This is a genomic window from Actinomadura vinacea (assembly GCF_039532545.1).
Classification (GTDB): Bacteria; Actinomycetota; Actinomycetes; order Streptosporangiales; family Streptosporangiaceae; genus Spirillospora; species Spirillospora vinacea.
Genome location: NZ_BAAARW010000005.1, coordinates 224,891 through 248,139, shown reverse-complemented (window position 1 = coordinate 248,139; position 23,249 = coordinate 224,891). Strand labels below are relative to the sequence as shown.

Genomic DNA, 23,249 nt, shown 5'->3' with positions numbered 1-23,249 from the left:
CTCATCGACGGCCGCCCGGTGGAGACCGCTGTCTCGTACCTGCCCGCGGAGATCGACATCTCGTCCCAGAGCGGCTGGAAGATCCTGTTCAGAGGCGGGTGCTTATCGCCTGGGCGAAGGCCTGGGCGGCCTCAGGAGACTTGTCCAGGAAGAGGTTGGGCTCGGTCAGTTCCAGTTCCAGGACGACCGGGGACCCGTCCGGGCCGGGGACCATGTCCACGCGCGCGTAGAGCAGGTGGGGGGCGCCCGGGACCGCGGCCAGGGTCTGGCGGGCCAGGGCGAGCTGGTCGTCCGTGGCGGTCGCGGGGGTGATCTGGCCCCTGGAGTCGTCACCGGTCACGGGGCCCTCGATGCCGGCGTTCGCCCTCAGGATGGGGGCCTTGCGGGCGGCGTGGCTGAACTCGCCGTCGCGGAACACCAGGGCGGTCTCGCCGGCGGTTTCGATGGCCGTCAGGAAGGGCTGGAGCATCACCGTGCGGCCGCGGGCGCGGAGATCGCGGAGGTGGGCGCGGGCCTGGTCCTCCTCGCCCGGGCCCCAGCGGGCCGTGTCGCGGGAGCCGATCGAGACCGCGGGCTTGATCACGTACTCGGGCCAGTGGGACGGCAGGCCGTCCGGGTCCCAGAGGGTGGGGACGACCGGCACGCCCGCGTCCGCCAGGTCGCGCAGGTAGCGCTTGTCGGTGTTCCAGCGCAGCACGTCGGGGGCGTTGCAGACGCGGGGCACCCGCTCGGCCCAGGCCAGGAAGTCATCGCGGTACTCGGTGTAGTCCCAGGTGCAGCGGACGACGACCAGGTCGAAGGCGTCCCAGGCGACGGACGGATCGTTCCAAGCGGCCACCGTGGTCTCGACGCCGAGGGCGAGCAGGGCCCTACGGAGGGCCTGGGCGTCCGGGCTGCCCTCGAGCAGCCCGGAGAACGTGGCGAGGGCGACGGGCATTCGGGGGGCTCCTCAGCGAACGGGGTGGCCTGCGGCGCGCAGGACGTCCTTGACCTCAGAGATCTTCAGCTCGCCGAAGTGGAAGACGCTGGCGGCCAGCACCGCGTCCGCGCCCGCGCCGACCGCCGGGGGGAAGTGCTCCAGCGCGCCCGCGCCACCGCTGGCGATCACCGGCACCGAGACGGCCGCCCGGACCCGGCCGAGCATCTCCAGGTCGAAGCCGCCCTTGGTGCCGTCGGCGTCCATGGAGTTGAGCAGGATCTCCCCCACGCCCAGCTCCTGGCCGCGCCGCGCCCACTCGACCGCGTCGATGCCGGTGCCCTTGCGCCCGCCGTGGGTGGTGACCTCGAAACCGGAGGCCGTGCCTTCCTGGCGGCGGGCGTCCACCGACAGGACCACGCATTGCGAGCCGAAGCGGTGCGCCGCCTCGCGGAGGAACTCCGGCCGGGCGATGGCGGCCGTGTTGATCGACACCTTGTCGGCGCCCGCGCGCAGCAGCCGGTCCACGTCCTCGACCGTGCGGACGCCGCCGCCCACCGTCAGCGGGATGAACACCTGCTCGGCGGTGCGGCGCACCACGTCGTAGGTGGTGGAGCGGTCGCCGCTGGACGCGGTGATGTCGAGGAAGGTCAGCTCGTCGGCGCCCTCCGCGTCGTACCGGCGGGCCAACTCGACCGGGTCGCCGGCGTCCCGCAGGTTCTGGAAGTTCACGCCCTTGACCACGCGCCCGGCGTCCACGTCCAGGCACGGGATCACTCGGACCGCCACCCCGCTCATGCGCTCCCCCGATACGCCTCGACCTCGACCTCGACCAGCATCCGCGAGTCGAGCAGCCCGGCCACCACCAGCAGGCTCGCCGCGGGCCGCACGTCCTTGAACAGGCTCGCGTGCGCCCGGCCGACCTCGCCTGCGTCGTCGGCCCGCGTGAGGTACATGCGGGTGCGGACGACGTCGCTCGCCGACAGCCCGAGCCGCTCCAGCGACCACAGCGCGACCTGGAACGCGGTACGGGTCTGCTCGTAGGCGTCGCCGACGTGGACGACCTCGCCGTCCACGGTCGCGGTGCAGCCGGCCACCAGCGCCAGGTTCCCGGCCATGACGGCGCGGGAATAGCCGAACCGCTCCTCCCAGGGCCCGCCCGAGGAGATCCGCTGGATCATTTGACCGCCTCGAGCGCCTCTTCGAGCGTGAACGCCTGCGCGTACAGGGCCTTCCCGACGATCGCGCCCTCGACACCTTCAGGGACCAGGGTGGCCAGGGTGCGCAGGTCGTCCAGCGACGACACACCGCCGGAGGCGATCACGGGCTTGTCGGTGCGGGAGCACACCTCCCGCAGCAGCTCGGTGTTGGGGCCGCGCAGCGTGCCGTCCTTGGTGACGTCGGTGACGACATAGCGGGGGCAGCCGTCGTCCTCCAACCGGGCGAGGACCTCCCACAGGTCGCCGCCCTCACGGGTCCAGCCGCGGGCGGCCAGCGTGGTGCCGCGCACGTCCAGCCCGACCGCGATCCGGTCCCCGTACTCGGCGATGATCTTGCGGCACCAGGCGGGGTCCTCCAGCGCGGCGGTGCCGATGTTGACCCGCGCGCACCCGGTCGCCAGCGCCGCCTCCAGGGACGCGTCGTCGCGGATGCCGCCCGACAGCTCGACCTTGACCTTCAGCGTGCCGGTGACCTCGGCCAGCAGCTCCCGGTTGGAGCCGCGCCCGAACGCCGCGTCCAGGTCGACCAGATGAATCCACTCCGCTCCCGCGTCCTGCCAGGCCAGCGCGGCGTCCAGGGGCGCGCCGTAGGAGGTCTCGGTGCCGGCCTCGCCCTGCACCAGGCGCACCGCCTGGCCGTCGGCGACGTCGACGGCCGGAAGGAGAGTGAGTGTCATATGAAGAACCTTATCCAGGGGTCGCGAAGCGTCAGGAGAGAGTGGAGAGCCAGTTCCGGAGGACCTCGGCGCCGGCGTCGCCGGACTTCTCAGGGTGGAACTGGGTCGCGCACAGCGGGCCGTTCTCGACGGCGGCGACGAAACGGTCGCCGTGCTCGGCCCACGTGACCAGCGGCGGCTTGATCGTGCCGGTCGGGTCGGGCCGCAGCTCCCAGCGGCGCGCGGCGTAGGAGTGCACGAAGTAGAACCTGGTGCCGGGGTCGAGGCCGCGGAACAGCACCGTGCCCTCGGGCGCGTCGACGGTGTTCCAGCCCATGTGCGGGACGACGGGCGCCTCGAGCCGGTCGACGACGCCCGGCCACTCCCCGCAGCCCTCGGTGGTCACGCCGTGCTCGATGCCCTCGCCGAACAGGATCTGCATGCCCACGCATATCCCGAGCACCGGACGACCCCCGGACAGCCGGCGCCCGATGATCTGCGCGCCGCGCACCGACAGCAGGCCCTCCATGCACGCCGAGAACGCGCCCACACCCGGCACCACCAGGCCGTCGGCGTCCAGCGCGGCGTCCCAGTCGGACGTGACCTCGACCTCGGCGCCGTGCCGCGCCACCGCGCGCTCGGCCGACCGCAGGTTGCCCGAGCCGTAGTCCAAGATGACGATCTTCTTGGTCACAGCAGCATGACCCCCGCCGTGAACGCCAGGGCCGTCAGCACGAAGACCACCACCGCGGCGATCTTCAGGCCCTGCTTGATGAAGCTGATCACGCCCATCAGCAGGAACACCGCCAGGCCGAACATCAGCACGTTGCCGTAGGTGAACTCCAGGCCGCCGATGTTCACGGTTACAGCGCCCCCTTGGTGGACGGGATGCCGTGCACCTTCGGGTCGAACGCGACCGCGTCCCGCAGCGCCCGGGCGAGGGCCTTGAACTGCGCCTCCACGATGTGGTGCGCGTTGCGCCCGTACGGGACGTGAACGTGCAGCGCGACCTGCGCGTTCGACACGAACGACTCGAAGATGTGCCGGGTCATCGTGATGTCGTACTCCGGCCCGATCATCGGCGCCATGCCCTCGGGCTCGGTGTGCACCAGGTACGGCCGGCCGGACACGTCCACCGTCACCTGCGCCAGCGCCTCGTCCAGCGGGATCGACGCGTCCGCGAACCGGCGGATGCCCGCCTTGTCGCCCAGCGCCTCCCGGAACGCCTGCCCCAGCGCGATCGCGGTGTCCTCGATGGTGTGGTGGGCGTCGATGTACAGGTCGCCGGAGGTCTTGACGGTGAGGTCGAACGAGCCGTGCTTGCCCAGCTGGGCCAGCATGTGGTCGAAGAACCCGACACCGGTGGCCACGTCGACCGTGCCGGTGCCGTCCAAGTCGATCTCGACCAGGACCTGGGTCTCCTTGGTCCCGCGTTCGATCCTTCCCTTGCGCGTCACACGCTCTCCTTCATCGCGGTTCGGAACGCGGCCATCTCCTCGGCGGTGCCGACGCTCACCCGCAGCCACTCGGGCGGGCCCACCTCCCGGATCAGCACGCCCCGGTCGAGCAGGCCGCGCCAGATCCTCCCGCGGTCCGGAAACCGGCCGAACAGGACGAAGTTGGCGTCGGAGTCGGCCACCGTGAAGCCCTCGCCGCGCAGCCAGCCGACCAGATCGTCGCGCTCGCGGCGCAACCGGTCGACGGTGCCCAGCAGCTCGGCGCCGTGCGCGAGGGCGGTGCGGGCCACCGCCTGGGTCACCGCCGACAGATGGTACGGCAGCCGCACCAGCAGCAGCGCGTCGACCACGGCCGGGTCCGCGGCCAGGTAGCCCAGCCGGGTGCCCGCCATCGCGAACGCCTTGGACATCGTCCGGGTCACGATCAACCGCGGGTTGCCGGGCAGCAGCGTCAGCGCCGACGGGGTGCCGGCCCGGCGGAACTCGGCGTACGCCTCGTCCACCACGACCATCCCGGGTGCGGCCGCCAGCACCGCCTCGATCGACTCCAGCGGCAGCGCCGTGCCGGTCGGGTTGTTCGGCGAGGTGAGGAACACCACGTCGGGACGGTGCTCCTCGATCGCCGCGACCGCCCGCGCCGGCTCCAGACCGAAGTCCTCGTCGCGGTGCGCGTCGATCCACCGGGTGCCCGACACCCGGGTGATGATCGGATGCATCGAGTACGACGGCTCGAACCCCATCGCGGCGCGGCCCGGACCGCCGAACGCCTGCAGGATCTGCTGGATGATCTCGTTGGAGCCGTTGGCCGCCCACACCTGGCGGGACGTCAGCCCCGCACCCGGGGTGTCCTCGTTCAGGAACGCGGCCAGGTCCTCGCGCAGCGCCACGGCGTCGCGGTCGGGGTAGCGGTTCAGCGAACCCGCCACGTCGGCGACCGCCTCGCCCAGCGCCTTCACCAGGCGCTCGGACGGCGGGTAGGGGTTCTCGTTGGTGTTGAGCGCGACCGGCACCTCCAGCTGGGGCGCACCGTACGGCTCACGCCCCCGCAGGTCGTCGCGGATGGGCAGGTCGTCCAGGGACGTCATCGGGTCGGGATCTCCCAGTCGAAGCGGGCCTTCATGGCGGCGCCGTGCGCGGGCAGGTCCTCGGCCTCGGCCAGCGTCACCACGCGGGCCGTCGCCTCGGCCAGCGCGGCCTCGTCGTACTCCACGACATGGACGCCGCGCAGGAACGACTGGACCGACAGGCCCGACGAATGGCACGCGCACCCGCCCGTGGGCAGCACATGATTGGACCCGGCCAGATAGTCGCCCAGCGACACCGGCGCGTGCGGCCCCACGAAGATCGCGCCCGCGTTGCGGACCCGCGCCGCCAGCTCCCGCGCCCCCGCCGTCTGGACCTCCAGGTGCTCGGCGGCGTAGGCGTCCACCACCTTCAGGCCGTCCTCCAGGTCGGCGACCAGCACGATCGCCGACTGCCGTCCCGCCAGCGCCGCGGTGATCCGCTCGCCGTGCTTGGTCCGGGCGACCTGCTCGGCCAGCTCGCGCTCGACCGCCCCGGCCAGCTCCGGCGAGTCGGTCACCAGCACCGCCGCCGCCAGCACGTCGTGCTCGGCCTGGCTGATCAGGTCGGCGGCGACGTGCACCGGATCGGCCGTGCCGTCGGCCAGGATCGCGATCTCGGTCGGCCCCGCCTCGGAGTCGATCCCGATCACGCCCTTGAGCAGGCGCTTGGCGGCCGCCACGTACACGTTGCCGGGACCGGTCACCAGATCCGCGCGCGGGCATTCCTCGGTGCCGTAGGCGAACATCGCCACCGCCTGCGCGCCGCCCGCCGAGTACACCTCGTCCACGCCCAGCAGCGCGCACGCCGCCAGGATCACCGGGTGCGGCCGCCCGCCGAACTCGGCCTGCGCCGGCGACGTCACGGCCAGCGACTCCACCCCGGCCTCCTGCGCCGGCACCACGTTCATGATCACGCTGGACGGGTAGACCGCCCGCCCGCCGGGCACGTACAGGCCCACCCGCCGCACCGGCACCCACCGCTCGGTCACCGTGCCGCCCGGCACCACCTGCGTCGTCACATCGGCGCGGCGCTGATCGCGGTGCACGGCACGGGTCCGCCGGATCGCCTCCTCCAGCGCGTCCCGCACCGCCGGGTCCAGCCCCGACAGCGCCTCGTGAACCGCCTGGACCGGAACCCGGACGCGCTCCAGCTCCACGCCGTCGAAGTCCTTGGTGTACTCCCGCACCGCGGCCGAGCCCCTATGCCGCACGCCCTCGCAAATCGGCCGCACCTTCTCAAGGGCGGCCTCGACGTCGAACTCGGCGCGTGGCAGCACGGAGCGCAGGTCACCGGGCAGTGACCCGCGCAGGTCGATACGGGAAATCACCAGGACAGTCTATTCATTGTGGAGGGGCGACCCTCCACACCACCCGGGCGGGGCGGGCGCACCCCTGCGCTCGCCTGGAAGCTCGCTCCAGGGCACACCCACCCCGGGGTTCATGTGTTGTTGGTATCGGGGGTGGCTCTTAGTTCTCCGTCCAGGACTGTGACGGCGTCGCCCGAGAGGAGGACGCGGTCGCCGCGCAGCTCGGTGCGGACCAGGCCGCCGCGTTCGGACACCTGGTGGCCCTGCAGGTCAGGGCGGCCGAGCTTGCCTGTCCAGTACGGGGCCAGGGCGCAGTGCGCCGAGCCGGTCACCGGGTCCTCATCGGAGCCGACCCGCGGGCCGAAGACCCTCGACACGAAGTCGCTTCCGCCGGCCGGGTGGTCCGGCCGGGCGGTGACGATCACAACGCGGGCGTCCAGGGCGGCCAGGGCTGGGATGTCGGGGGCCAGTTCCCGTACGGTCTTCTCGTCGGGGAGTTCAAGCAGCAGGTCGTTCTGGGCGCTCCGGCCCGTCCAGACGGGTGGGACGCCGATCGCGTCCGCCAGCCCTTCCGGTACCGGCACCGGCTCGGGCGGGGTGGCGGGGAAGTCCATCTCCAGCAGGCCGGTCGCCCCGGTGCGCACGGTCAGCACGCCGCTGTGCAGCGTACGGAAACGGATCGGGCGGCCGTCCGGCACGGTACCGGTCTCGTACAGGGCGTGCGCCGCGGCCAGGGTGGCGTGGCCGCAGAGCTCGATCTCGACGGTCGGGGTGAACCAGCGCAGCTCGAACTCGTCATCCAGGGGACGGACGAAGGCGGTCTCCGAGTGGCGCATCTCAGCGGCGACCCGCTGCATCCACGCGGGGTCGGCGGGCACGTCCAGCAGGCAGACCCCCGCGGGGTTCCCGGCGAAGGGCCGGTCGGTGAAGGCGTCGACGACGAGTATTCGCATGCCGCCGACGCTAGCCCGGCGGCATCTCGCGCAACATGGCCAATCGGAGCGAGTGGCCCGGTCGGGGTCAGGCGCGCCGGGTGAAGGACGACAGGTCGTCCGTCTGCTCCGCGGGCTCGAAGCGGTCGGTCCAGCGGCGTGGGGAGGCGACGAACCAGCCGAGCACGAATCCGACGGTCAGGCTCGCCACACTCAGGAAGATCAGGTTGAGCCACATCACGGCGGCCTCCAGTGTGTTTCGGGCCGACGCTAACGGGCTCCCGGCCGCCTGGCGGGCGGCTTGCGGCGATCTGGCCCGGGGTGACCATGCGCGATGCCTCCTTCAGACTATGAGAATTCCCGTCCACCGAGATCGCCGCGGCGGACGTACCCTGACCGCGAAGCGCTCTTTCGAAGAACGCACGCCAGAAGGCGAGGGTGGGGGATGCGGTGACCGAGCGGCTTCCGCTGTTCCCGCTTGGCACGGTGCTGTACCCGGGCCTGGTGCTCCCGCTGCACCTGTTCGAGGACCGCTACCTGCTGATGATGCGCGACCTGCTGGAGCGGCCCGAGCCGCGGCGGCTGGGCGTCGTGGGCATCGAGCTGGGCCACGAGGTCGGCGACACCGCCGGGCTGCGGCTGGCGGAGGTGGGCTGCGTGGCCGAGTTGCAGGGGGTGAAACGCCGTCCCGACGGCCGGTACGACCTCGTCACGGTCGGCGCCTCCCGGTTCCGGATCAAGGAGCTGGACCGGGCACGGCCGTACCTGTGCGGCGAGGTGGAGTTCCTGCCGGAGCAGCCGGGTACCGACCCGGGTCCGGTGGCGCACCGGGTGCGGCTGCTGTTCCAGCTGTACCGGCACCGGCTCGCGGCCGCGGGCGCGGAGGTCACCGAGCCGGTGGAGCTGCCCGAGGACCCGGTGCGGCTGTCCTACCTCATCGCCGCGGCGGTCGTGCTGGACGGCCACGACAAGCAGCGCCTGCTGGAGGCCGAGGACGCCGCGCTGCGGCTGCGCGCCGAGCACCACCTGCTGATCCGGGAGAACCGCCTCCTCAACGCGATGCCCACCGTCCCGGCGGGCCAGTTCCTGGATGCCGCCTTCCACCCCAACTGACTGCAGACTGAGGGGCATGGCGAAGAACGGCAAGGGGCAGGGGACGCCCGCGACGGTGGCGGCGGCCAAGGCGGGGATCGAGTACGCGCTGCATCCGTACGAGGTCGATGCCGCCGCCGAGTCCTACGGTGAGGCCGCGGCCGACGCGCTCGGCGTCCCTCGCGAGCGGCTGTTCAAGACGCTGGTGGCCGACGTCGACGGGACGCTCACCGTGGCGGTCGTGCCGGTGTCGGGGTCGCTGGACCTGAAGGCGCTCGCCGCGGCGGCGGGCGGGAAGAAGGCGCGGATGGCCGAGGTGCGCGACGCCGAGCGCGCCACCGGGTACGTGGTCGGCGGGATCAGCCCGCTGGGGCAGCGCCGCCGGCTGCCGACGGTGCTGGACTCCTCCGCCTCAGCCTTCCCGACCGTCTACGTCTCGGCCGGCCGGCGCGGCCTGCAGATCGAACTGGCCCCCGCCGATCTGGTCCGGCTGACCGATGCCGGCCTCGCCCCGGTCGCCCGCGGGTAGCCGCTTCACCAGCGCCTCCAGCACCCCGTACACGGCGACGCCCAGCAGCGGCCAGAACACCAGGATCCCGGTCGCGCGCAGCTGGGCGACGCCGGTGACCGTGCGGCCGTCGGGCGCCCGCCGCACCGCGCGCTGGAAGGCGTCCAGGCCGATCTGGTGGCCCAGCCGCCAGGCCAGCAGGGACGCCGCCAGCCCGCCGGCCGCCAGCCCGAGGACCAGCGGCAGGTCGTTGCCGCGTCCGCCGGCCAAGTAGGCCGCGGCGCCGCACAGCACGCCCGCCACGACGGCGATCAGCGCGAACCGGCCGTCCACCCCGATCGGGCCCTGGCCTTCCGGTTCGGCCAGAAGCGCCTGACCTTGGACGACGATGTAGGTCACCTTCGGGGAGATCTCCGTCCACAACAGCCCGGCCGGGAGCCCGAGAAGTGCGATGATCAGAGTGGTGACCGCCCAGGTCCACACGGGCCTCATGTCGGTCGCCGCACTTCGTTCGCTCCTTTGACGGTTGGCCGGGACAGCGAAAGCCTAACCTGACCGGGTCAGCCCATCGACAACCGAATGGTGCCCGATTCACGCCGCAGAGCGGCCCGATTCTCTGAGATAATGTGCCCGACATGTCCGGATTCAGTCCCGCGTTCGAACGCCTCGGCGCCGCCCTGGCCGCGGTCGTCCTCCAGCAGCAGGAGACCCTCGCCGAGTTCCTGCCCCGCGAGGACTGGAGCGCCGACCTGACCGCCCGCACCTATTCCAGCGGCGGGGTCACGGTGCGGGTGTCGCTGCTGGGCAGCTACGCGGCGCGCGAGCGCACCTGGCTGTGGGGCTGGGCGAATCCGCAGTTCGGCGACGACCATCCCGCGGTGGAGCCGACCCTGGCCATCCGCGGTCTCGGCCGCCGGCTGGGCATCCCCGAGTTCACCACGCCCGAGGTCGACCTCAGCTGGTACGAGGGGCCCGCCGGGCACGGCGGCGAACTGATCGCGATGGCGGCCGGCGGCGTGCTGGGCGGCAGCGGCTACATCGGCGCCGGATACGACGGCGGCTCGGCCTACCTGCACGTGGACGACCCGCAGGCGCCGCCCGCCGCGTGGGACCCGGTCCCCGTCCCCCGCCTGCTGATGAACGCGGTCAGCCTGTTCCCGCACGAGCCGCGGCTGACGCTGGCCCGGCTGCTCAGCCGGCACCGGGTGGCCTACCGCGAGGGCGACGGCGTGACCGAGATCCGGCTCCCCGGCGGCGGCACCGCCCGCGCCCTCTTCGACGGCCTGGGCCGGTTCATCGACTGGCAGGCCCACCTCACCCCCGCCGGCCTCTGACCCCGCCCCGCCAGGATGCGAAGGGCTGGGCCCCTTACGGATGGATGTGTTCTAAAGGGCGAAGCCCCACGGGGGTGTGGGGGCGGAGCCCCTGCCGGGGGTTGCAGGGGGCTGGGGGGTGGCCCCCCGGATAGACACAGCCCCCAGGTGACGCGGCACTTTCAGCTCAGGCAGGATGGGCCGAGGAGTTGTTTCAGGTCGCCCATCAGTGCGGGGGACGGTGCGACGCGCAGCCTGTCGTCGAGGCGGACCACTGTGGTCCGTGGCCCGTTCTGCAGGTGCAGGTGCACCTCGGACGTGCCCGGATGGGTGACCAGGACCTCCTTGAGCCGCGACACCAGCGGCGGGGTGCAGCGGCCGATCTGGAGGGTGACCGAGAACGGGCCCTGGGCGTCGGTGATGGTGAGGTCGGGCTGGGTGACCTCCATCGCGATCAGCTTGGGCACGTCCTCGCGCCGGTCCAGCTTGCCCTTGACCACCAGGATCGCGTCCTCGGCCAGCAGGGTGGAGCACAGCTGGTACGACGACGGGAAGATCATCACCTCGATGACGCCGGACAGGTCCTCCAGGCTCGCCATCGCCCACGAGTTGCCCGTCTTGGTCACCTTGCGCTGCAGGCCCGACAGCAGGCCCGCGACCGTGACGATCGTGCCGTCGGCCGCGCCGCCCTCGGTCAGGGTGCCGATGCCGGCGTCGGCCTCCTTGTCGAGGATGTGCTCGACGCCCAGCAGCGGGTGGTCGGAGACGTAGAGGCCCAGCATCTCCCGCTCGAAGGCCAGCAGGGTGGACTTGTCCCAGTCGTCGCCGTCGGGGATCGCGACCGCGAAGGCGTCCTCGCCGCCGTCGTCCTCCAGCGCGCCGAACAGCGAGTCCTGGCCGATCGCTTCCTTGCGCTTGATGTCGATGACCGAGTCGATCGCCTGCTCGTGCACCATCAGCAGCGACTTGCGCTTGTGCGCCAGTTCGTCGAACGCCCCGGCCTTGATCAGCGACTCCACCACCCGCTTGTTGCACACGATCGGCGGGACCTTGTTGAGGAAGTCGTTGAAGTCGGTGTAGGCGCCCTTCTCCTTGCGCGCCGCGATGATCCCCTCGACCACGTTGGTGCCGACGTTGCGGACGGCCGACAGGCCGAAGCGGATCTCGGTGTCGCCCATCGGGGTGAAGTCGGCGGCGGAGGTGTTGACGTCGGGCGGCAGCACCTTGAGGCCCATGCGGCGGCACTCGTTGAGGTAGAGCGCGCTCTTGTCCTTGTCGTCGCCGACGGAGGTGAGCAGCGCCGCCATGTACTCGGCGGGGTAGTTGGCCTTGAGGTAGCCCGTCCAGTACGACACCAGGCCGTAGGCGGCGCTGTGCGCCTTGTTGAACGCGTAGTCGGAGAAGGGGACCAGGATGTCCCACAGCGTCTTGATGGCCTCGTCGTTGTAGCCGTTCTCGCGCATGCCTTCGGAGAACGGCTTGAACTCCTTGTCGAGGACCTCTTTCTTCTTCTTGCCCATCGCCCGGCGGAGCAGGTCCGCCTGTCCGAGCGTGTAGCCCGCGACCTTCTGGGCGATCGACATGACCTGCTCCTGGTAGACGATCAGGCCGTAGGTCGTGCCGAGGATCTCCTCCAGGGGCTTCTCGAGCTGGGGATGGATCGGGGTGATCTCCTGCTGGCCGTTCTTGCGGAGCGCGTAGTTGGTGTGGGAGTTGGCGCCCATCGGGCCGGGCCGGTAGAGGGCGCCTACCGCGGAGATGTCCTCGAAGTTGTCCGGCTTCATCAGCCGCAGCAGCGACCGCATCGGGCCGCCGTCGAACTGGAACACCCCGAGGGTGTCGCCGCGGCCCAGCAGTTCGTAGGTCTTCGGGTCGGTCAGCTCCAGTTCGAGCAGGTTGACGTCGATGCCCTTGTTCTGCTTGATCCCCTTGAGCGCGTCATCGATGATCGTCAGGTTGCGCAGGCCCAGGAAGTCCATCTTCAGCAGGCCCAGCGTCTCGCAGGTCGGGTAGTCGAACTGCGTGATGATCGCGCCGTCGGCGTCCCGACGCATGATCGGGACGTGGTCGGTGATGGTCTCGCCGCTCATGATGATCCCCGCGGCGTGCACGCCGGTCTGCCGGATCAGCCCCTCCAGGCCCTGCGCCAGGTCCATGATCTGCTTGACGTCGGGCTCTTCCTCGTACAGCTTGCGCAGTTCCCCGGCCTCGCCGTGGCGGGGGTGCTTGTCGTCGAAGATCCCCGACAGCGGGATGTCCTTGCCCATCACGGCGGGCGGGAACGCCTTGGAGATCTTGTCGCCCAGCGCGTACGGGAAGCCCAGGACGCGGCCCGCGTCCTTGATGGCGGCCTTCGCCTTGATGGTGCCGAAGGTGGCGATGAAGGCGACCTTGTCGGCGCCCCACTTCTCGGTCGTGTAGCGGATGACCTCGGCCCGCCGGTCTTCAGGGAAGTCGATGTCGATGTCGGGCATGGACTCGCGCTCGGGATTGAGGAACCGCTCGAAGATCAGCCCGTGCGGGAGCGGGTCGAGGTCGGTGATGCCCATCGCGTACGCGATCAGCGAGCCCGCGGCGCTGCCGCGCCCGGGGCCCACCAGGATGCCGTTCTCCTTGGCCCACATGATGAAGTCGGCCACGACGAGGAAGTACGACGGGTAGCCCTTGCCGAGGATGACGCCCATCTCGTACTCGGCCTGCTTGCGGTACTCGTCGGGAATGCCGCCGGGGAAGCGCCGCTCCAGCCCCTTCCAGACCTCCTTGCGGAACCAGGTCTCCTCGGTCTCACCCTCGGGCACCGGGAACCGCGGCATCAGGTCGTGCGCCTCGAACATGCCCTTGGCGTCGACCCGCTCGGCGATCAGCATCGTGTTGCGGCAGCCCTCGGCCCAGATGTCGGAGGAGTCGATGCCGCGCATCTCGTCGGCCGTCTTGATGTAGTAGCCGCTGCCGTTGAACCGGAACCGGTCGGGGTCGGCCAGCTGCTTGCCCACCTGGACGCACAGCAGCGCGTCGTGCGCGGTGGCCTCGCTCTCATGGGTGTAGTGGGAGTCGTTGGTGACCACCGGCGGGATGTTCAGCTTCTTGCCGATGTCGATCAGGCCCTGCCGGACCTGCTTCTCGATGTCCAGGCCGTGGTCCATCAGCTCCAGGAAGTAGTTCTCCTTGCCGAGGATGTCCTGGAAGGTGGCGGCGGCCTTGAGCGCCTCGTCGAACTGGCCCAGCCGCAGCCGGGTCTGGACCTTGCCGGACGGGCAGCCGGTCGTGGCCATCAGCCCCTCGGCGTGCTCGGCCAGCAGCTCCTCGTCCATCCGCGCGTACTTAAAGACGAAGCCCTCGGTGAACGCGCGGCTGGACAGCTTGAACAGGTTGTGCAGGCCGTCCTTGTTACGCGCCCACAGCGTCTTGTGGTTGATCAGGCCGCCACCGGAGACGTCGTCGCGCTTCTGGCTCGGCTCACCCCACTGGACCTTCTTCTTGTGGAAGCGCGACTCCGGCGCCATGTACGCCTCGATGCCGATGATCGGAGTGACCCCGGCCGCCATCGCCTGCTTGTGGAAGTCGTAGGCGCCGTGCATGTTGCCGTGGTCGGTCATCGCGATCGCGGGCATGCCCTGCCGGCCGACCTCTTCGAACATCTGCTTCAGCCGGGCGGCACCGTCCAGCATCGAGTACTCCGTATGAACATGCAGATGGACAAACGAGTCGGCCATGCCTCGTGCGCCTCCGTTGCGTCGTGCTGCGTCGTCGCATGCGACCGCCCACGTGCGGCTGGCACGTGCGGCGGTATCCGGTCCCGGGGGAAGATCGCCACCCCGGATCGGCGTCCGGGATGACGCGGTCCTGAGAGCCTAACCCTCCGGGTCGAGCCCTCGGGCCCCGACACTCCGATGCCCGGTTGAACCCCGACGGACCGTTACATGTGGCTCATACGCAGATACGATTCGTGTCCGGTTTCGGTCCCTCGGAAATGCGCCGGCCGGACGGTCACCACGGCGCGCGGGCCTCCCGGTACGCGCCGGGAGGGACACCGACCGTCCGCTTGAAATGCCTGGTCAGATGGGCCTGATCGGCGAACCCGGTGCGGGCCGCGACCTCCGCCGGACGCAGCCCCGCGTCCAGCAGCCGCCGCGCCTCCCGCACCCGGACCTGGTTCAGGTACGCGTGCGGCGGCAGGCCGGTGGCCGCCCGGAACGCCCGCAGCAGCGGGAACGCGCCGGCGCCGACCGCCTCGGCCAGCGCCTCCAGGGAGGGCGGGTCCAGCAGGTCCGCGTGCAGGATCTCCCGCGCGGCCCGGACGGCCGCGGGCATCCGCTCGGCCACTCCCCCGGCCTCCCCGCCGATGCCCGTGCGGGGCCGCGCGTGGCGCAGCAGGCCCGCGACGGCCGCGCGGAACAGCGAGGAGGTCGCCAGCGCGTCCCCGTGCTCGCCGGACCGGTGCACGGCGCGCAGCAGCCTGGCCGCCTCCGGATCCCGGACGACCGGGTCGGGGAAGAACGGCGTGCCCGCGGGCGCGCCCAGGTCGGCGGCGATGCCGCTCATCACCTCGATCGACGGGTACAGCACGCGGTAGGCCCAGCCCTCGGGCACCCCCGCGTACCCGGTGTGCACGACGCCGGGGTTGACGGCCCCCAGCGCCCCGGCCCCGGCGCGCTCGACGCTCCCCCCGTGCTCGAACTCCTCCACCCCGGACTCGATCAGGAAGATGGCGTACCCGTCGTGGGCGTGCCTGCTGAACCGGTGGGTCACGAAGCGGGCGCGCAGCAGGTCGACCCCGGGCAGCGCCGAGTTGCTCCAATAATGCGCGACCTCGCCGGTCATGCCGGTCATCGTAGCCACCGGGCCCGGCGCGTCGCCGCCCCATCGCCGTCTCATGGAGTGGGACGATCGTCCCGTTGGTCGGCGGCGGGCGGCCCCGGGGCCTAAGATCGAGGGCGTGGAACGTCGCTATCCCAGGTTTACGCAGCCGGCTCCGGGCGAGCCGGTCGGCGCGACCTGAGCGACGACCCCGGAGCCGGCCAAAGGCGGAGCCCTCAGCGAGGGGCTCCGCCTTTCGCGTTCGAGACCGCGGCCCCGGGCATGGACGGGCACCACCCTCTCCGGCGGGGCCGCCCCGAGAGAGGGACACCCGCCATGACCACCGACCACAGGGCCCCCAGCGGGCCGACGGCCGCCCGGGACGAGCTGACCGTGGCGCTCCCCCGTACCGAGGACCTGGCCACGGTCGACGACGCCCGCGCCGCCATCGACGGGATCGACACCGTGCTCGCCGCCCTGCTGGAGCGCCGCGCCGCGGTGGCGGGGGTCGTCCAGCGGCTCAAGCCCGTCGGCGGCTTCGCAGGCCGCGACCCCGACCGCGAGCGCCGGATCGTCGCCGCCATGTCCCCGCACGCGCCCTCGCTCGACCCCGGCCATCTCGCGCGGATCATGAACGCGGTCATCGAGGCGGGGTTGGACGCCGCCGAACGCGAGCGCGCCGGCGCCGGAGAGCTGTGCCCGTCGCATTCGGAGTGCAAGAACGTTCAAGACCCGGCCGGGGCCGGCGGCTAGCGTCCCCGGCATGGAAGTGATGGAATCGGCCGGTTCGGGGGAGTCCGCGGCGGTACGGGACGGCCTGAGCGTGGGGCTGGCGGTCGGGGTCTCCGGCCTGGCCTTCGGGGCGGCGGCGATCACCGCCGGGCTGACGGTGGCGCAGGCGTGCGCGCTCAGCCTGCTGGCCTTCACCGGGGCCTCGCAGTTCGCCCTGGTCGGCGTGATCGGCGCCGGCGGCAACCTGGCGACCGGCGCGCTGGGCGCGGTGCTGCTCGGCGGCCGGAACGCCCTGTACGGGCTGCGGCTGGCCGGGCTGCTGCGGGTACGGGGCGTGCGGCGGCTGCTCACCGCGCACGTGGTCATCGACGAGACCACCGCGGTCGCCGGTGCGCAGCCCGACCGGGCCACCGCGCGGATCGGCTTCTACGTCACCGCGATCAGCATCTACCTCACCTGGAACCTGACCACGCTGCTGGGCGGGCTGGGCGCGGCCCGGCTCGGCGACCCCGAGGCGCTCGGGCTGGACGTGCTCGGCCCCGCGGTCTTCCTGGCGCTGCTGTGGCCGCGGCTCACCGCGGGCCGTACCGAGGGCCGGGTCGCCGGCGCCGCCGCGGTGATCGCGCTGGCGACCACCCCGCTGCTGCCCGCCGGGGTCCCGGTGATGCTCGCAGCGGTGGCGGCGCTGATCGCTGTCGTCCGGCCCGGCGAGAGGGCGGGGTCATGAGCGTGTGGATCGCGGTGATCGCCACCGGGGTCGGCTGCTACCTGCTCAAGCTGGGCGGCCTGGTCACCCCTCAGCGGGTGCTGGACGACCCGCGCGTGCGCCGGTTCACCGACCTGGTCCCAGTGGCGCTGCTGACCGCGCTGATCGCCGTCCAGGCGCTGGCCCCGGACGGCCGGACGCTGGAGTTCGACGGCCCGCGGCTGGCCGGGCTCGCGGCGGCCGTCGCGGCGCTGCTGCTGCGGGCGCCGTTCCTGGTCGTGCTCGCCGCGGCCGCCGCCGTCGCGGCCGGGCTGCGCCTGCTCGCCTGAGCGGCCGCCCGGCCTCGCCGGCTACGACTCGGCCTGGATGATCTCCAGGGCGCGGGCGAGATCGTCGGGGTAGGGGCTCACGAACTCGACCCGTTCACCCGTGGTCGGGTGCTCGAAGCCCAGCCGCGCCGCGTGCAGCCACTGCCGCCGCAGCCCCAGCCGGGCGGCCAGCGTCGGGTCGGCCCCGTACGCCAGGTCGCCCGCGCACGGGTGGCGGACGGCGGACATGTGCACGCGGATCTGGTGGGTGCGGCCCGTCTCCAGGTCGATGTCGAGCAGTGTCGCCGCCCGGTACGCCTCGACCGTGTCGTAGTGGGTGACCGACGGTTTGCCGCCCGCCACGACGGCGAACCTGCCGTCGCCCGAGGGGTGCCGGTCGATGGGGGCGTCGATGGTGCCGCGGAACGGGTCGGGATGCCCCTGCACCAGCGCCTGGTAGCGCTTGTCGACGGTGCGCTCCTTGAACGCCCGCTTCAGCCGGGAGTAGGCCACCTCGCTCTTGGCGACGACCATCGCCCCGGTGGTGTTGGCGTCCAGCCGGTGGACGATGCCCTGCCGCTCGGCGGCGCCGCTGGTGGCGACCGTGTGCCCGGCCCCGAGCAGCCCGCCGAGCACGGTGGGGCCGTTCCAGCCGGTGGTGGGGTGGGCGGCGACGCCGGTCGGCTTGTCGACCACGACGATGTCGTCGTCCTCGTAGAGGACGGCCATGCCCGGGATCGGCTCGGCCACCGGGGCGGGCGCGGTCGGCGGCGGCGGGAGCGTCACCTCCAGCCAGGCGCCGCCGTGCACGCGGTCGGACTTGGCCACCGTGCCGCCGTCGAGCAGGACGTCACCGGCCGCGATGATCTCGGCCGCCCGGCTGCGGGAGAGGCCGAACAGCCGCGCCAGCGCCGCGTCGACCCGCTCGCCCTCCAGGCCGTCGGGGACCGGGAGGCTGCGCATGTCCGCCATCAGCCCTTCTCCCCCGATGCCGGGGCGGAATCGGGATCTGCGTCCGCGCCGTCGCCCTTCCCGCCGTCCCCGCGGGGCTCGGCGGGCTCTCCGGGTCTGCCGGGTTCGCCGGGCTCGCCGGTGTCACTCGTCTCGCCGGGCTCGTCGGCGTCCTGCTCGCCCTCCTTGCCGGTGACCCGGGTGCCGTCGATCTGCAGGCCGCGGGCGGCCAGCAGCACGGCCAGCGCACCGCCGCAGACGATCGCCGAGTCGGCCAGATTGAACACCGGCCAGTTCGGCACCTCGATCCAGTCGACGACGTGGCCCTTCAGCGGGGCCGGGGCGCGCAGCATCCGGTCGATCAGGTTGCCGACCGCGCCGCCCAGCATCAGGCCCAGGCACACCGCCCAGGGCGCCGAGCGCAGGTTGCGGGCGGTGCGCAGGATGGCGATCACCACTCCGGTGGCGATCAGCGTGAACACGGCCGTGTAGCCGGTGCCGATGGAGAACGCGGCGCCGCTGTTGCGGGTGGCGCCGTGCAGCGTCAGCAGGCCGCCCAGCAGCCGGATGGGCTCGCGGTCCTGGAGCGTGGCCACCACGGTGACCTTGGTCACGACGTCCAGGGACAGCGCGACCAGGGCGACCGCGATCAGTACTCCGACACGGCGCGGCCGAGGTGATCCGGCGGATCCCCCGGACTCGCTCTTGGGGTTGTCTTCGTCGTTCAGCGACGTTCCTCGCGTTGTTTGCATGACACGCATAGCGTCGCACGGGGGAAGGCCTGCAGGCGCGCCTTGCCTACCGGCTTCCCGCAGGACTCGCATATCCCGTACGTGCCCGCGTCGATCCGTTGGACGGCCCGCTCGGACTGGGCGAGCAGGTCACGCGAATTGTAGGTCAAGGCGAGCTCGTGCTCGCGCTCGTAGGTCTTGGCGCCGGTGTCGGCCTGGTCGTCGCCCGCGCCGTCGGCGGCGTCGCCCTCGGCGATCTGGCTCGTCGAGGCGGCGATCTCGGCCTCCAGCGCGGCGATCTGCCGCTCCAGCCCGGCCCGCACCTCGGCGAGCTCGGCCGCCGTCCAGCGGTCCTCGCCCTCGCGGACGGGCAGCGTCGCGGCCTTGGCCGCCGCCCCGCCGCCGGGCCGCGCGGTACCGGCCGGCGCGGCCCTCCGGACGTGGTGCTCGGTGGCCCCCTCCTCCGCGGAGCGGCCCGCGGGGGCCTTCTCGGCCTCCGTGCCGCGCGCGGACGAGCCGCGGGACGGCTTGGCGCGCTTGGCCGCCGGCGTCTTCGCCGCGGGCTTGGCGCGCTTGGCGGCCTCCTTGGCCGGCTTGTCGGAGGGCTTGGCGCGCTTGGCGGCGGGGGCGGTGTCCGGCGCGCCGGACGTTCCAGACGTGCCGGATGGGCCGGACGTGTTCGTCGCGGCGGCTGTGCTCTGGGAGCTGGATACGCGGGCGACCGGATGCTCGCCTCTCCCCGCGCCGGCCATGTCGGCCCCCCTCGCGCTGGTCTCCTCGACAGGCAGTGCGGGCAGCATAGGTCCCCTTTCGCGGCACGGCAAACAACCTGGGTCCATTACAGGCCGCATATGCCCCGTGACGGCGCGCCGAGAACCCCGCGACCGCCACAATCTGCGCTTTCACCTGCATCGCTACGGTCCCGAGGGGGCTTTCCGCCGGGGAAATGGGAAGAGTTTTGCGCGTGCGTGCGTTAGTGTCTCAGCGAGCAGTCAAGTCGGCAGGCCGTGATGGGGACACCTGCCGCCGTACGCAGCCATGAGCGACCCGGGGACGGTGCGAGCCCGGGGGCGAGCCCGGCGGTCTGATCACCCCGGAGCCGCCGGAAGAACCGCCGGACCGCACCGCGGCCGCCCTCCGGGGACGGCCCGCCGGGGCGCGGGCCGGGCGCGGTAGAACCGGCAGCCGAGACTCGAACGAAGCGGATCGCGCCGTCCCGGCGCGGTCAAGGAGGGTGGTACCGCGGGATCCGGCCCGGCGCGCAGCCAGGCGGGCGTCTCGTCCCTCCGGTCCACGTGCCGTCCCGTTCACGTCGATCCGGAGGTCCGCCCCGTGACCCGCAAATTCCCGCCCCTGCCCGCGCAGGTCGATCTGCCCGCCCTGGAGCGGGAGATGCTCGACCGCTGGGGGCGGGCGAAGGTGTTCGAGCGGTCGCTGGAGCGCACCGCGTCCGGCCCCCGCTGGCTGTTCTACGAGGGTCCGCCCACCGCCAACGGCATGCCCGGGGTGCATCACGTCGAGGCCCGGGTGTTCAAGGACGTCTTCCCGCGCTACCGCACCATGAAGGGCTACCACGTCCCCCGCAAGGCCGGCTGGGACTGCCACGGGCTGCCCGTCGAGGTGGCGGTGGAGAAGGAGCTCGGCCTCACCGGGAAGAAGGACATCGAGACCTACGGCATCGCCGAGTTCAACGCGCGCTGCCGGGAGTCGGTGCTGCGGCACGTGGACGCCTTCGAGGAGATGTCCGAGCGGATGGGCTTCTGGGTGGACACCGCCCAGGCGTACCGCACCATGGACTCCGAGTACGTCGAGGCCGTCTGGTGGTCCCTGAAGGTCGTCTTCGACAAGGGGCTGCTGTTCCGCGACTTCCGCATCACGCCGTACTGCCCGCGCTGCGGCACCGGCCTGTCCGACCACGAGCTGGGCCAGCCCGGCGGGTACGAGACCATCACCAGCCCCTCGGTGTACGTGCGGATGCCCGCGACCTCCGGCCCCCTGGCCGAGCTGGGCGCGTCCCTGCTCATCTGGACGACCACGCCGTGGACGCTGGTGTCCAATACCGCGGTGGCCGTGCACCCCGAGGTCACCTACGTGGCCGCGCGTCCGGCCGGGTCCGACGAGGTGCTCGTGGTGGCCGAGCCGCTGCTGGAGCAGGCCCTTGGGGAGGGGGCCGAGCGGCTGGCCTCCTTCCAGGGCGCCGAGCTGGAGCGCACCGCCTACAGGCGGCCGTTCGACCTGGTCGACATCCCCGACGCGCACTACGTCGTCCTGGGCGACTACGTCACCGTGGAGGACGGCACCGGCCTGGTCCACCAGGCGCCCGCGTTCGGCGGCGACGACATGGCCGTGTGCAAGCGCTACGGCATGCCGGTCGTCAACCCGATCGGGCCCGACGGCCGCTTCCTCCCGGACGTGCCGCTGGTCGGCGGCAAGTTCTTCAAGGACGCCGACGAGGCCCTGACCGAAGACCTGCGCGCGCGCGGGCTGCTGTACCGCGGCAGTCACTACGAGCACAGCTACCCGCACTGCTGGCGCTGCCACACGGCGCTCCTGTACTACGCGCTGCCGTCCTGGTACATCCGCACCACCGCCGTCAAGGACCGGCTGCTGGAGGAGAACGAGAAGACCAACTGGTTCCCCGAGACGGTCAAGCACGGCCGGTACGGGGAATGGCTGCGCAACAACGTCGACTGGTCGCTGTCGCGCAGCCGCTACTGGGGCACGCCCCTGCCGCTGTGGGTGTGCGGCGCCGACGAGAACCACATCACCTGCGTGGGTTCCCTGGAAGAGCTGGGCGAGCTGGCCGGGCAGGACCTGTCCAAGCTCGACCCCCACCGCCCCTATGTCGACGACGTCACGCTCCCCTGTCCCGAGTGCGGGGAGGAGGCGCGCCGTGTACCGGACGTCATCGACGCCTGGTACGACTCGGGTTCCATGCCGTTCGCGCAGTGGGGAGCCCCCCACCGCAACAAAGAGGTCTTCGAGGCGTCCTACCCGGCCCAGTACATCTGCGAAGCCCAGGACCAGACCCGCGGCTGGTTCTACTCCCTGATGGCGGTCGGCACGCTCGTCTTCGACCGGTCCTCCTACGAGAACGTGCTGTGCCTGGGGCTCATCCTGGCCGAGGACGGCCGCAAGATGAGCAAGCACCTGGGCAACGTGCTGCGGCCCATCCCGCTGATGGACGAGCACGGCGCCGACGCGCTGCGCTGGTTCATGCTCGCCAACGGCATGCCCTGGGCGGCCCGCCGGGTCGGCCACGGCGCCCTGGAGGAGATCGTCCGCAAGGTGCTCCTCACGTACTGGAACACCGCCTCCTTCCTGGTCCTGTACGCCAACGCGGCGGAGGCGCAGGGCCAGGCGTGGACGCCCGAGCGCATGGCCGAGGCGCCCGCCCCGGCCGACCGGCCGCTGCTGGACCGCTGGGCCCTGGCCGAACTGCACCGGACGATCGGCGAGGTCGACGCGGCCCTCGAGCGGTTCGACACGGCCGCGGCGGGCCGCCGGCTCGCCGAGTTCGTCGACGACCTGTCCAACTGGTACGTGCGGCGGTCCCGGCGGCGGTTCTGGGAGGGGCCCGGCACGCCCGGCGGCTCGGCCGCGTTCGCCACGCTCTACGAGTGCCTGGAGAGCCTGACCCGGCTCATGGCCCCGATGGTGCCGTTCCTCACCGACTACGTGTGGAACGTCATCCGCCCGGCCGACGGCCCCGAGTCGGTCCACCTGGCCGACTTCCCGGCCGTGCGGGAGGACCTCCTGGACGCCGCCCTGTCGTCCCAGATGGCCCTCGTCCGGCGCCTGGTGGAGCTGGGACGGGCCGCCCGGGCCGGCAGCGGTGTCCGCACCCGGCAGCCCCTCGGACGCGCCCTGGTGGGCGCTCAGGGCTGGGCCGCGCTTCCCGCGGAGCTGCGCGCGCAGATCGCCGAGGAGCTGAACGTCCAGGCGTTCGAGGAGCTGTCCTCGATCGGCGGCGACCTGGTCGTGTACGAGGTCAAGCCCAACTTCCGCGAGCTGGGCAAGCGGTTCGCCAAGGACACCCCGAAGGTGGCCAAGGCGGTGGCCGCCGCCGACGCCGCCGACCTGGTCGCCGCGCTGCGCGGCGGCGGCTCGGTCACGGTGGAGGCCCAGGACCTCGGCCCGGTCGGCCTCTCCCCCGAGGAAGTGATCGTCACCGAGCGGCCGCGCACCGGCTGGGCGGTGGAGAGCGCCGGCGGCGAGAGCGTCGCGCTCGACCTCACCGTCACCCCCGAGCTGCGCCGCGCGGGGCTGGTCCGGGAGGCGGTGCGGCTCGTCCAGGACGGCCGCAAGTCCAGCGGGCTGGAGGTCACCGACCGGATCGAGCTGTGGTGGCGGGCCGCCGGCGACGACCTGGCCGAGGCGCTGCGGGCGCACGGGGCCGAGCTGGCGGGCGAGGTGCTGGCCGAGAGCGTGCTGGAGGGCCGTCCCGAGCTGGACCTGCCCGCCCAGCGGGACGATGAGCTCGGCCTGACCTTCTGGCTCCGCAAGGCCTGACGGCGGCGGGCCTTCGGCGGCTTTCGAGCCGCGCCGCGAGCGCCGGG

At 72.3% G+C, this 23,249-nt stretch carries 24 protein-coding genes; 7 read left to right on the top strand and 17 right to left on the bottom strand.

Annotation, left to right across the window (positions count from 1 at the left end):
- Positions 1–88: 88 nt before the first annotated feature.
- The 11 genes from ABD340_RS07735 to ABD340_RS07685 form a co-directional block, all read right to left on the bottom strand.
- Positions 89–937 (bottom strand): ATP-grasp domain-containing protein, encoded by an 849-nt coding sequence (locus tag ABD340_RS07735; protein WP_344587895.1) that lies wholly within the window; start codon positions 935–937, stop codon positions 89–91.
- 12 nt (positions 938–949) lie between these two features.
- Positions 950–1,714 (bottom strand): imidazole glycerol phosphate synthase subunit HisF, encoded by a 765-nt coding sequence (gene hisF, locus ABD340_RS07730; protein ID WP_344587894.1) that lies wholly within the window; start codon positions 1,712–1,714, stop codon positions 950–952.
- A complete protein-coding gene (locus ABD340_RS07725) occupies positions 1,711–2,097 on the bottom strand; it encodes a RidA family protein (protein WP_344587893.1) in 387 nt (128 codons plus the stop codon). The genes hisF and ABD340_RS07725 overlap by 4 nt, the downstream gene beginning before the upstream one ends.
- Complete coding sequence (priA, locus tag ABD340_RS07720) at positions 2,094–2,813, bottom strand: bifunctional 1-(5-phosphoribosyl)-5-((5-phosphoribosylamino)methylideneamino)imidazole-4-carboxamide isomerase/phosphoribosylanthranilate isomerase PriA (RefSeq protein ID WP_344587892.1); 720 nt, start codon at positions 2,811–2,813, stop codon at positions 2,094–2,096. Before priA ends, ABD340_RS07725 begins: the two co-directional genes overlap by 4 nt.
- A gap of 31 nt (positions 2,814–2,844) precedes the next feature.
- On the bottom strand, positions 2,845–3,486 hold the full coding sequence (gene hisH, locus ABD340_RS07715) for an imidazole glycerol phosphate synthase subunit HisH (protein WP_344587890.1): 642 nt from the start codon (positions 3,484–3,486) through the stop codon (positions 2,845–2,847).
- A complete protein-coding gene (locus ABD340_RS07710; RefSeq protein ID WP_344587888.1) occupies positions 3,483–3,653 on the bottom strand; it encodes a hypothetical protein in 171 nt (56 codons plus the stop codon). The genes hisH and ABD340_RS07710 overlap by 4 nt, the downstream gene beginning before the upstream one ends.
- A gap of 2 nt (positions 3,654–3,655) precedes the next feature.
- Complete coding sequence (hisB, locus tag ABD340_RS07705) at positions 3,656–4,249, bottom strand: imidazoleglycerol-phosphate dehydratase HisB (RefSeq protein ID WP_344587886.1); 594 nt, start codon at positions 4,247–4,249, stop codon at positions 3,656–3,658.
- Positions 4,246–5,334, bottom strand: coding sequence for a histidinol-phosphate transaminase (locus ABD340_RS07700; protein WP_344587884.1), 1,089 nt, complete (start codon positions 5,332–5,334; stop codon positions 4,246–4,248). The genes hisB and ABD340_RS07700 overlap by 4 nt, the downstream gene beginning before the upstream one ends.
- Positions 5,331–6,641, bottom strand: coding sequence for a histidinol dehydrogenase (gene hisD, locus ABD340_RS07695; RefSeq protein ID WP_344587882.1), 1,311 nt, complete (start codon positions 6,639–6,641; stop codon positions 5,331–5,333). Before hisD ends, ABD340_RS07700 begins: the two co-directional genes overlap by 4 nt.
- 110 nt (positions 6,642–6,751) lie before the next feature.
- A complete protein-coding gene (locus ABD340_RS07690; RefSeq protein ID WP_344587880.1) occupies positions 6,752–7,573 on the bottom strand; it encodes a PhzF family phenazine biosynthesis protein in 822 nt (273 codons plus the stop codon).
- A gap of 67 nt (positions 7,574–7,640) precedes the next feature.
- Complete coding sequence (locus ABD340_RS07685; protein WP_344587878.1) at positions 7,641–7,793, bottom strand: hypothetical protein; 153 nt, start codon at positions 7,791–7,793, stop codon at positions 7,641–7,643.
- A 209-nt stretch (positions 7,794–8,002) separates the two neighbouring features.
- On the opposite strand from ABD340_RS07685, the gene ABD340_RS07680 reads away from it, so the two are divergent.
- Positions 8,003–8,665 (top strand): LON peptidase substrate-binding domain-containing protein, encoded by a 663-nt coding sequence (locus ABD340_RS07680; RefSeq protein WP_344587877.1) that lies wholly within the window; start codon positions 8,003–8,005, stop codon positions 8,663–8,665.
- Positions 8,666–8,681: 16 nt separating this feature from the next.
- Positions 8,682–9,173 (top strand): Cys-tRNA(Pro) deacylase, encoded by a 492-nt coding sequence (gene ybaK, locus ABD340_RS07675; protein ID WP_344587875.1) that lies wholly within the window; start codon positions 8,682–8,684, stop codon positions 9,171–9,173.
- On the opposite strand, the gene ABD340_RS07670 is transcribed toward ybaK, so the two are convergent.
- The gene (locus ABD340_RS07670; protein ID WP_344587873.1) at positions 9,057–9,644 is read right to left on the bottom strand and encodes a hypothetical protein; all 588 of its coding nucleotides are present in this window, start codon (positions 9,642–9,644) and stop codon (positions 9,057–9,059) included. The genes ybaK and ABD340_RS07670 overlap by 117 nt on opposite strands.
- Before the next feature lie 143 nt (positions 9,645–9,787).
- Here ABD340_RS07670 and ABD340_RS07665 point away from each other — a divergent pair, with 143 nt between their 5' ends.
- Positions 9,788–10,486, top strand: a complete 699-nt coding sequence (locus tag ABD340_RS07665; protein WP_344587871.1) for a DUF6882 domain-containing protein — start codon at positions 9,788–9,790, stop codon at positions 10,484–10,486.
- A 161-nt stretch (positions 10,487–10,647) separates the two neighbouring features.
- Here the strand turns inward: ABD340_RS07665 and dnaE are convergent, their stop codons facing one another.
- A complete protein-coding gene (dnaE, locus tag ABD340_RS07660; protein WP_344587869.1) occupies positions 10,648–14,178 on the bottom strand; it encodes a DNA polymerase III subunit alpha in 3,531 nt (1,176 codons plus the stop codon).
- A gap of 274 nt (positions 14,179–14,452) precedes the next feature.
- Entirely contained in the window at positions 14,453–15,286 is an 834-nt protein-coding gene (locus ABD340_RS07655; protein WP_344587868.1) for an AraC family transcriptional regulator, read from the bottom strand.
- Between the two features lie 312 nt (positions 15,287–15,598).
- Here ABD340_RS07655 and ABD340_RS07650 point away from each other — a divergent pair, with 312 nt between their 5' ends.
- The 3 genes from ABD340_RS07650 to ABD340_RS07640 are packed head-to-tail and all read left to right on the top strand — an operon-like array spanning position 15,599 to position 17,029.
- Positions 15,599–16,015: a chorismate mutase gene (locus ABD340_RS07650; RefSeq protein WP_425547324.1), complete on the top strand. Its 417-nt coding sequence runs from the start codon at positions 15,599–15,601 to the stop codon at positions 16,013–16,015.
- Between the two features lie 10 nt (positions 16,016–16,025).
- Complete coding sequence (locus ABD340_RS07645) at positions 16,026–16,721, top strand: AzlC family ABC transporter permease (protein WP_425547323.1); 696 nt, start codon at positions 16,026–16,028, stop codon at positions 16,719–16,721.
- A complete protein-coding gene (locus ABD340_RS07640; protein ID WP_344587867.1) occupies positions 16,718–17,029 on the top strand; it encodes an AzlD domain-containing protein in 312 nt (103 codons plus the stop codon). Before ABD340_RS07645 ends, ABD340_RS07640 begins: the two co-directional genes overlap by 4 nt.
- A gap of 21 nt (positions 17,030–17,050) precedes the next feature.
- Here the strand turns inward: ABD340_RS07640 and ABD340_RS07635 are convergent, their stop codons facing one another.
- From ABD340_RS07635 to ABD340_RS07625, 3 genes are read right to left on the bottom strand one after another with little or no spacing between them, the layout of a single operon-like run.
- Positions 17,051–17,980 carry an RluA family pseudouridine synthase gene (locus ABD340_RS07635; RefSeq protein WP_344587866.1) on the bottom strand — a complete coding sequence of 310 codons (930 nt, stop codon included), beginning with the start codon at positions 17,978–17,980 and terminating at the stop codon, positions 17,051–17,053.
- Positions 17,980–18,711, bottom strand: coding sequence for a signal peptidase II (gene lspA / locus ABD340_RS07630; protein WP_344587865.1), 732 nt, complete (start codon positions 18,709–18,711; stop codon positions 17,980–17,982). Before lspA ends, ABD340_RS07635 begins: the two co-directional genes overlap by 1 nt.
- The gene (locus ABD340_RS07625; RefSeq protein ID WP_344588088.1) at positions 18,684–19,064 is read right to left on the bottom strand and encodes a TraR/DksA family transcriptional regulator; all 381 of its coding nucleotides are present in this window, start codon (positions 19,062–19,064) and stop codon (positions 18,684–18,686) included. The genes lspA and ABD340_RS07625 overlap by 28 nt, the downstream gene beginning before the upstream one ends.
- Positions 19,065–20,022: 958 nt before the next feature.
- On the opposite strand from ABD340_RS07625, the gene ileS reads away from it, so the two are divergent.
- Positions 20,023–23,202, top strand: a complete 3,180-nt coding sequence (ileS, locus tag ABD340_RS07620) for an isoleucine--tRNA ligase (RefSeq protein WP_344587864.1) — start codon at positions 20,023–20,025, stop codon at positions 23,200–23,202.
- The last annotated feature ends 47 nt before the right edge of the window (positions 23,203–23,249 follow it).

Coding starts and splice junctions, on each gene's coding strand:
- ABD340_RS07735 (WP_344587895.1), bottom strand. CDS start 937: ATGCCCGTCGCCCTCGCCACGTTCTCCGGGCTGCTCGAGGGCAGCCCG.
- hisF (WP_344587894.1), bottom strand. CDS start 1,714: ATGAGCGGGGTGGCGGTCCGAGTGATCCCGTGCCTGGACGTGGACGCC.
- ABD340_RS07725 (WP_344587893.1), bottom strand. CDS start 2,097: ATGATCCAGCGGATCTCCTCGGGCGGGCCCTGGGAGGAGCGGTTCGGC.
- priA (WP_344587892.1), bottom strand. CDS start 2,813: ATGACACTCACTCTCCTTCCGGCCGTCGACGTCGCCGACGGCCAGGCG.
- ABD340_RS07700 (WP_344587884.1), bottom strand. CDS start 5,334: ATGACGTCCCTGGACGACCTGCCCATCCGCGACGACCTGCGGGGGCGT.
- ABD340_RS07690 (WP_344587880.1), bottom strand. CDS start 7,573: ATGCGAATACTCGTCGTCGACGCCTTCACCGACCGGCCCTTCGCCGGG.
- ybaK (WP_344587875.1), top strand. CDS start 8,682: ATGGCGAAGAACGGCAAGGGGCAGGGGACGCCCGCGACGGTGGCGGCG.
- ABD340_RS07670 (WP_344587873.1), bottom strand. CDS start 9,644: ATGAGGCCCGTGTGGACCTGGGCGGTCACCACTCTGATCATCGCACTT.
- ABD340_RS07665 (WP_344587871.1), top strand. CDS start 9,788: ATGTCCGGATTCAGTCCCGCGTTCGAACGCCTCGGCGCCGCCCTGGCC.
- dnaE (WP_344587869.1), bottom strand. CDS start 14,178: ATGGCCGACTCGTTTGTCCATCTGCATGTTCATACGGAGTACTCGATG.
- ABD340_RS07655 (WP_344587868.1), bottom strand. CDS start 15,286: ATGACCGGCGAGGTCGCGCATTATTGGAGCAACTCGGCGCTGCCCGGG.
- ABD340_RS07650 (WP_425547324.1), top strand. CDS start 15,599: ATGACCACCGACCACAGGGCCCCCAGCGGGCCGACGGCCGCCCGGGAC.
- ABD340_RS07645 (WP_425547323.1), top strand. CDS start 16,026: ATGGAAGTGATGGAATCGGCCGGTTCGGGGGAGTCCGCGGCGGTACGG.
- ABD340_RS07640 (WP_344587867.1), top strand. CDS start 16,718: ATGAGCGTGTGGATCGCGGTGATCGCCACCGGGGTCGGCTGCTACCTG.
- ABD340_RS07635 (WP_344587866.1), bottom strand. CDS start 17,980: ATGGCGGACATGCGCAGCCTCCCGGTCCCCGACGGCCTGGAGGGCGAG.
- lspA (WP_344587865.1), bottom strand. CDS start 18,711: ATGCAAACAACGCGAGGAACGTCGCTGAACGACGAAGACAACCCCAAG.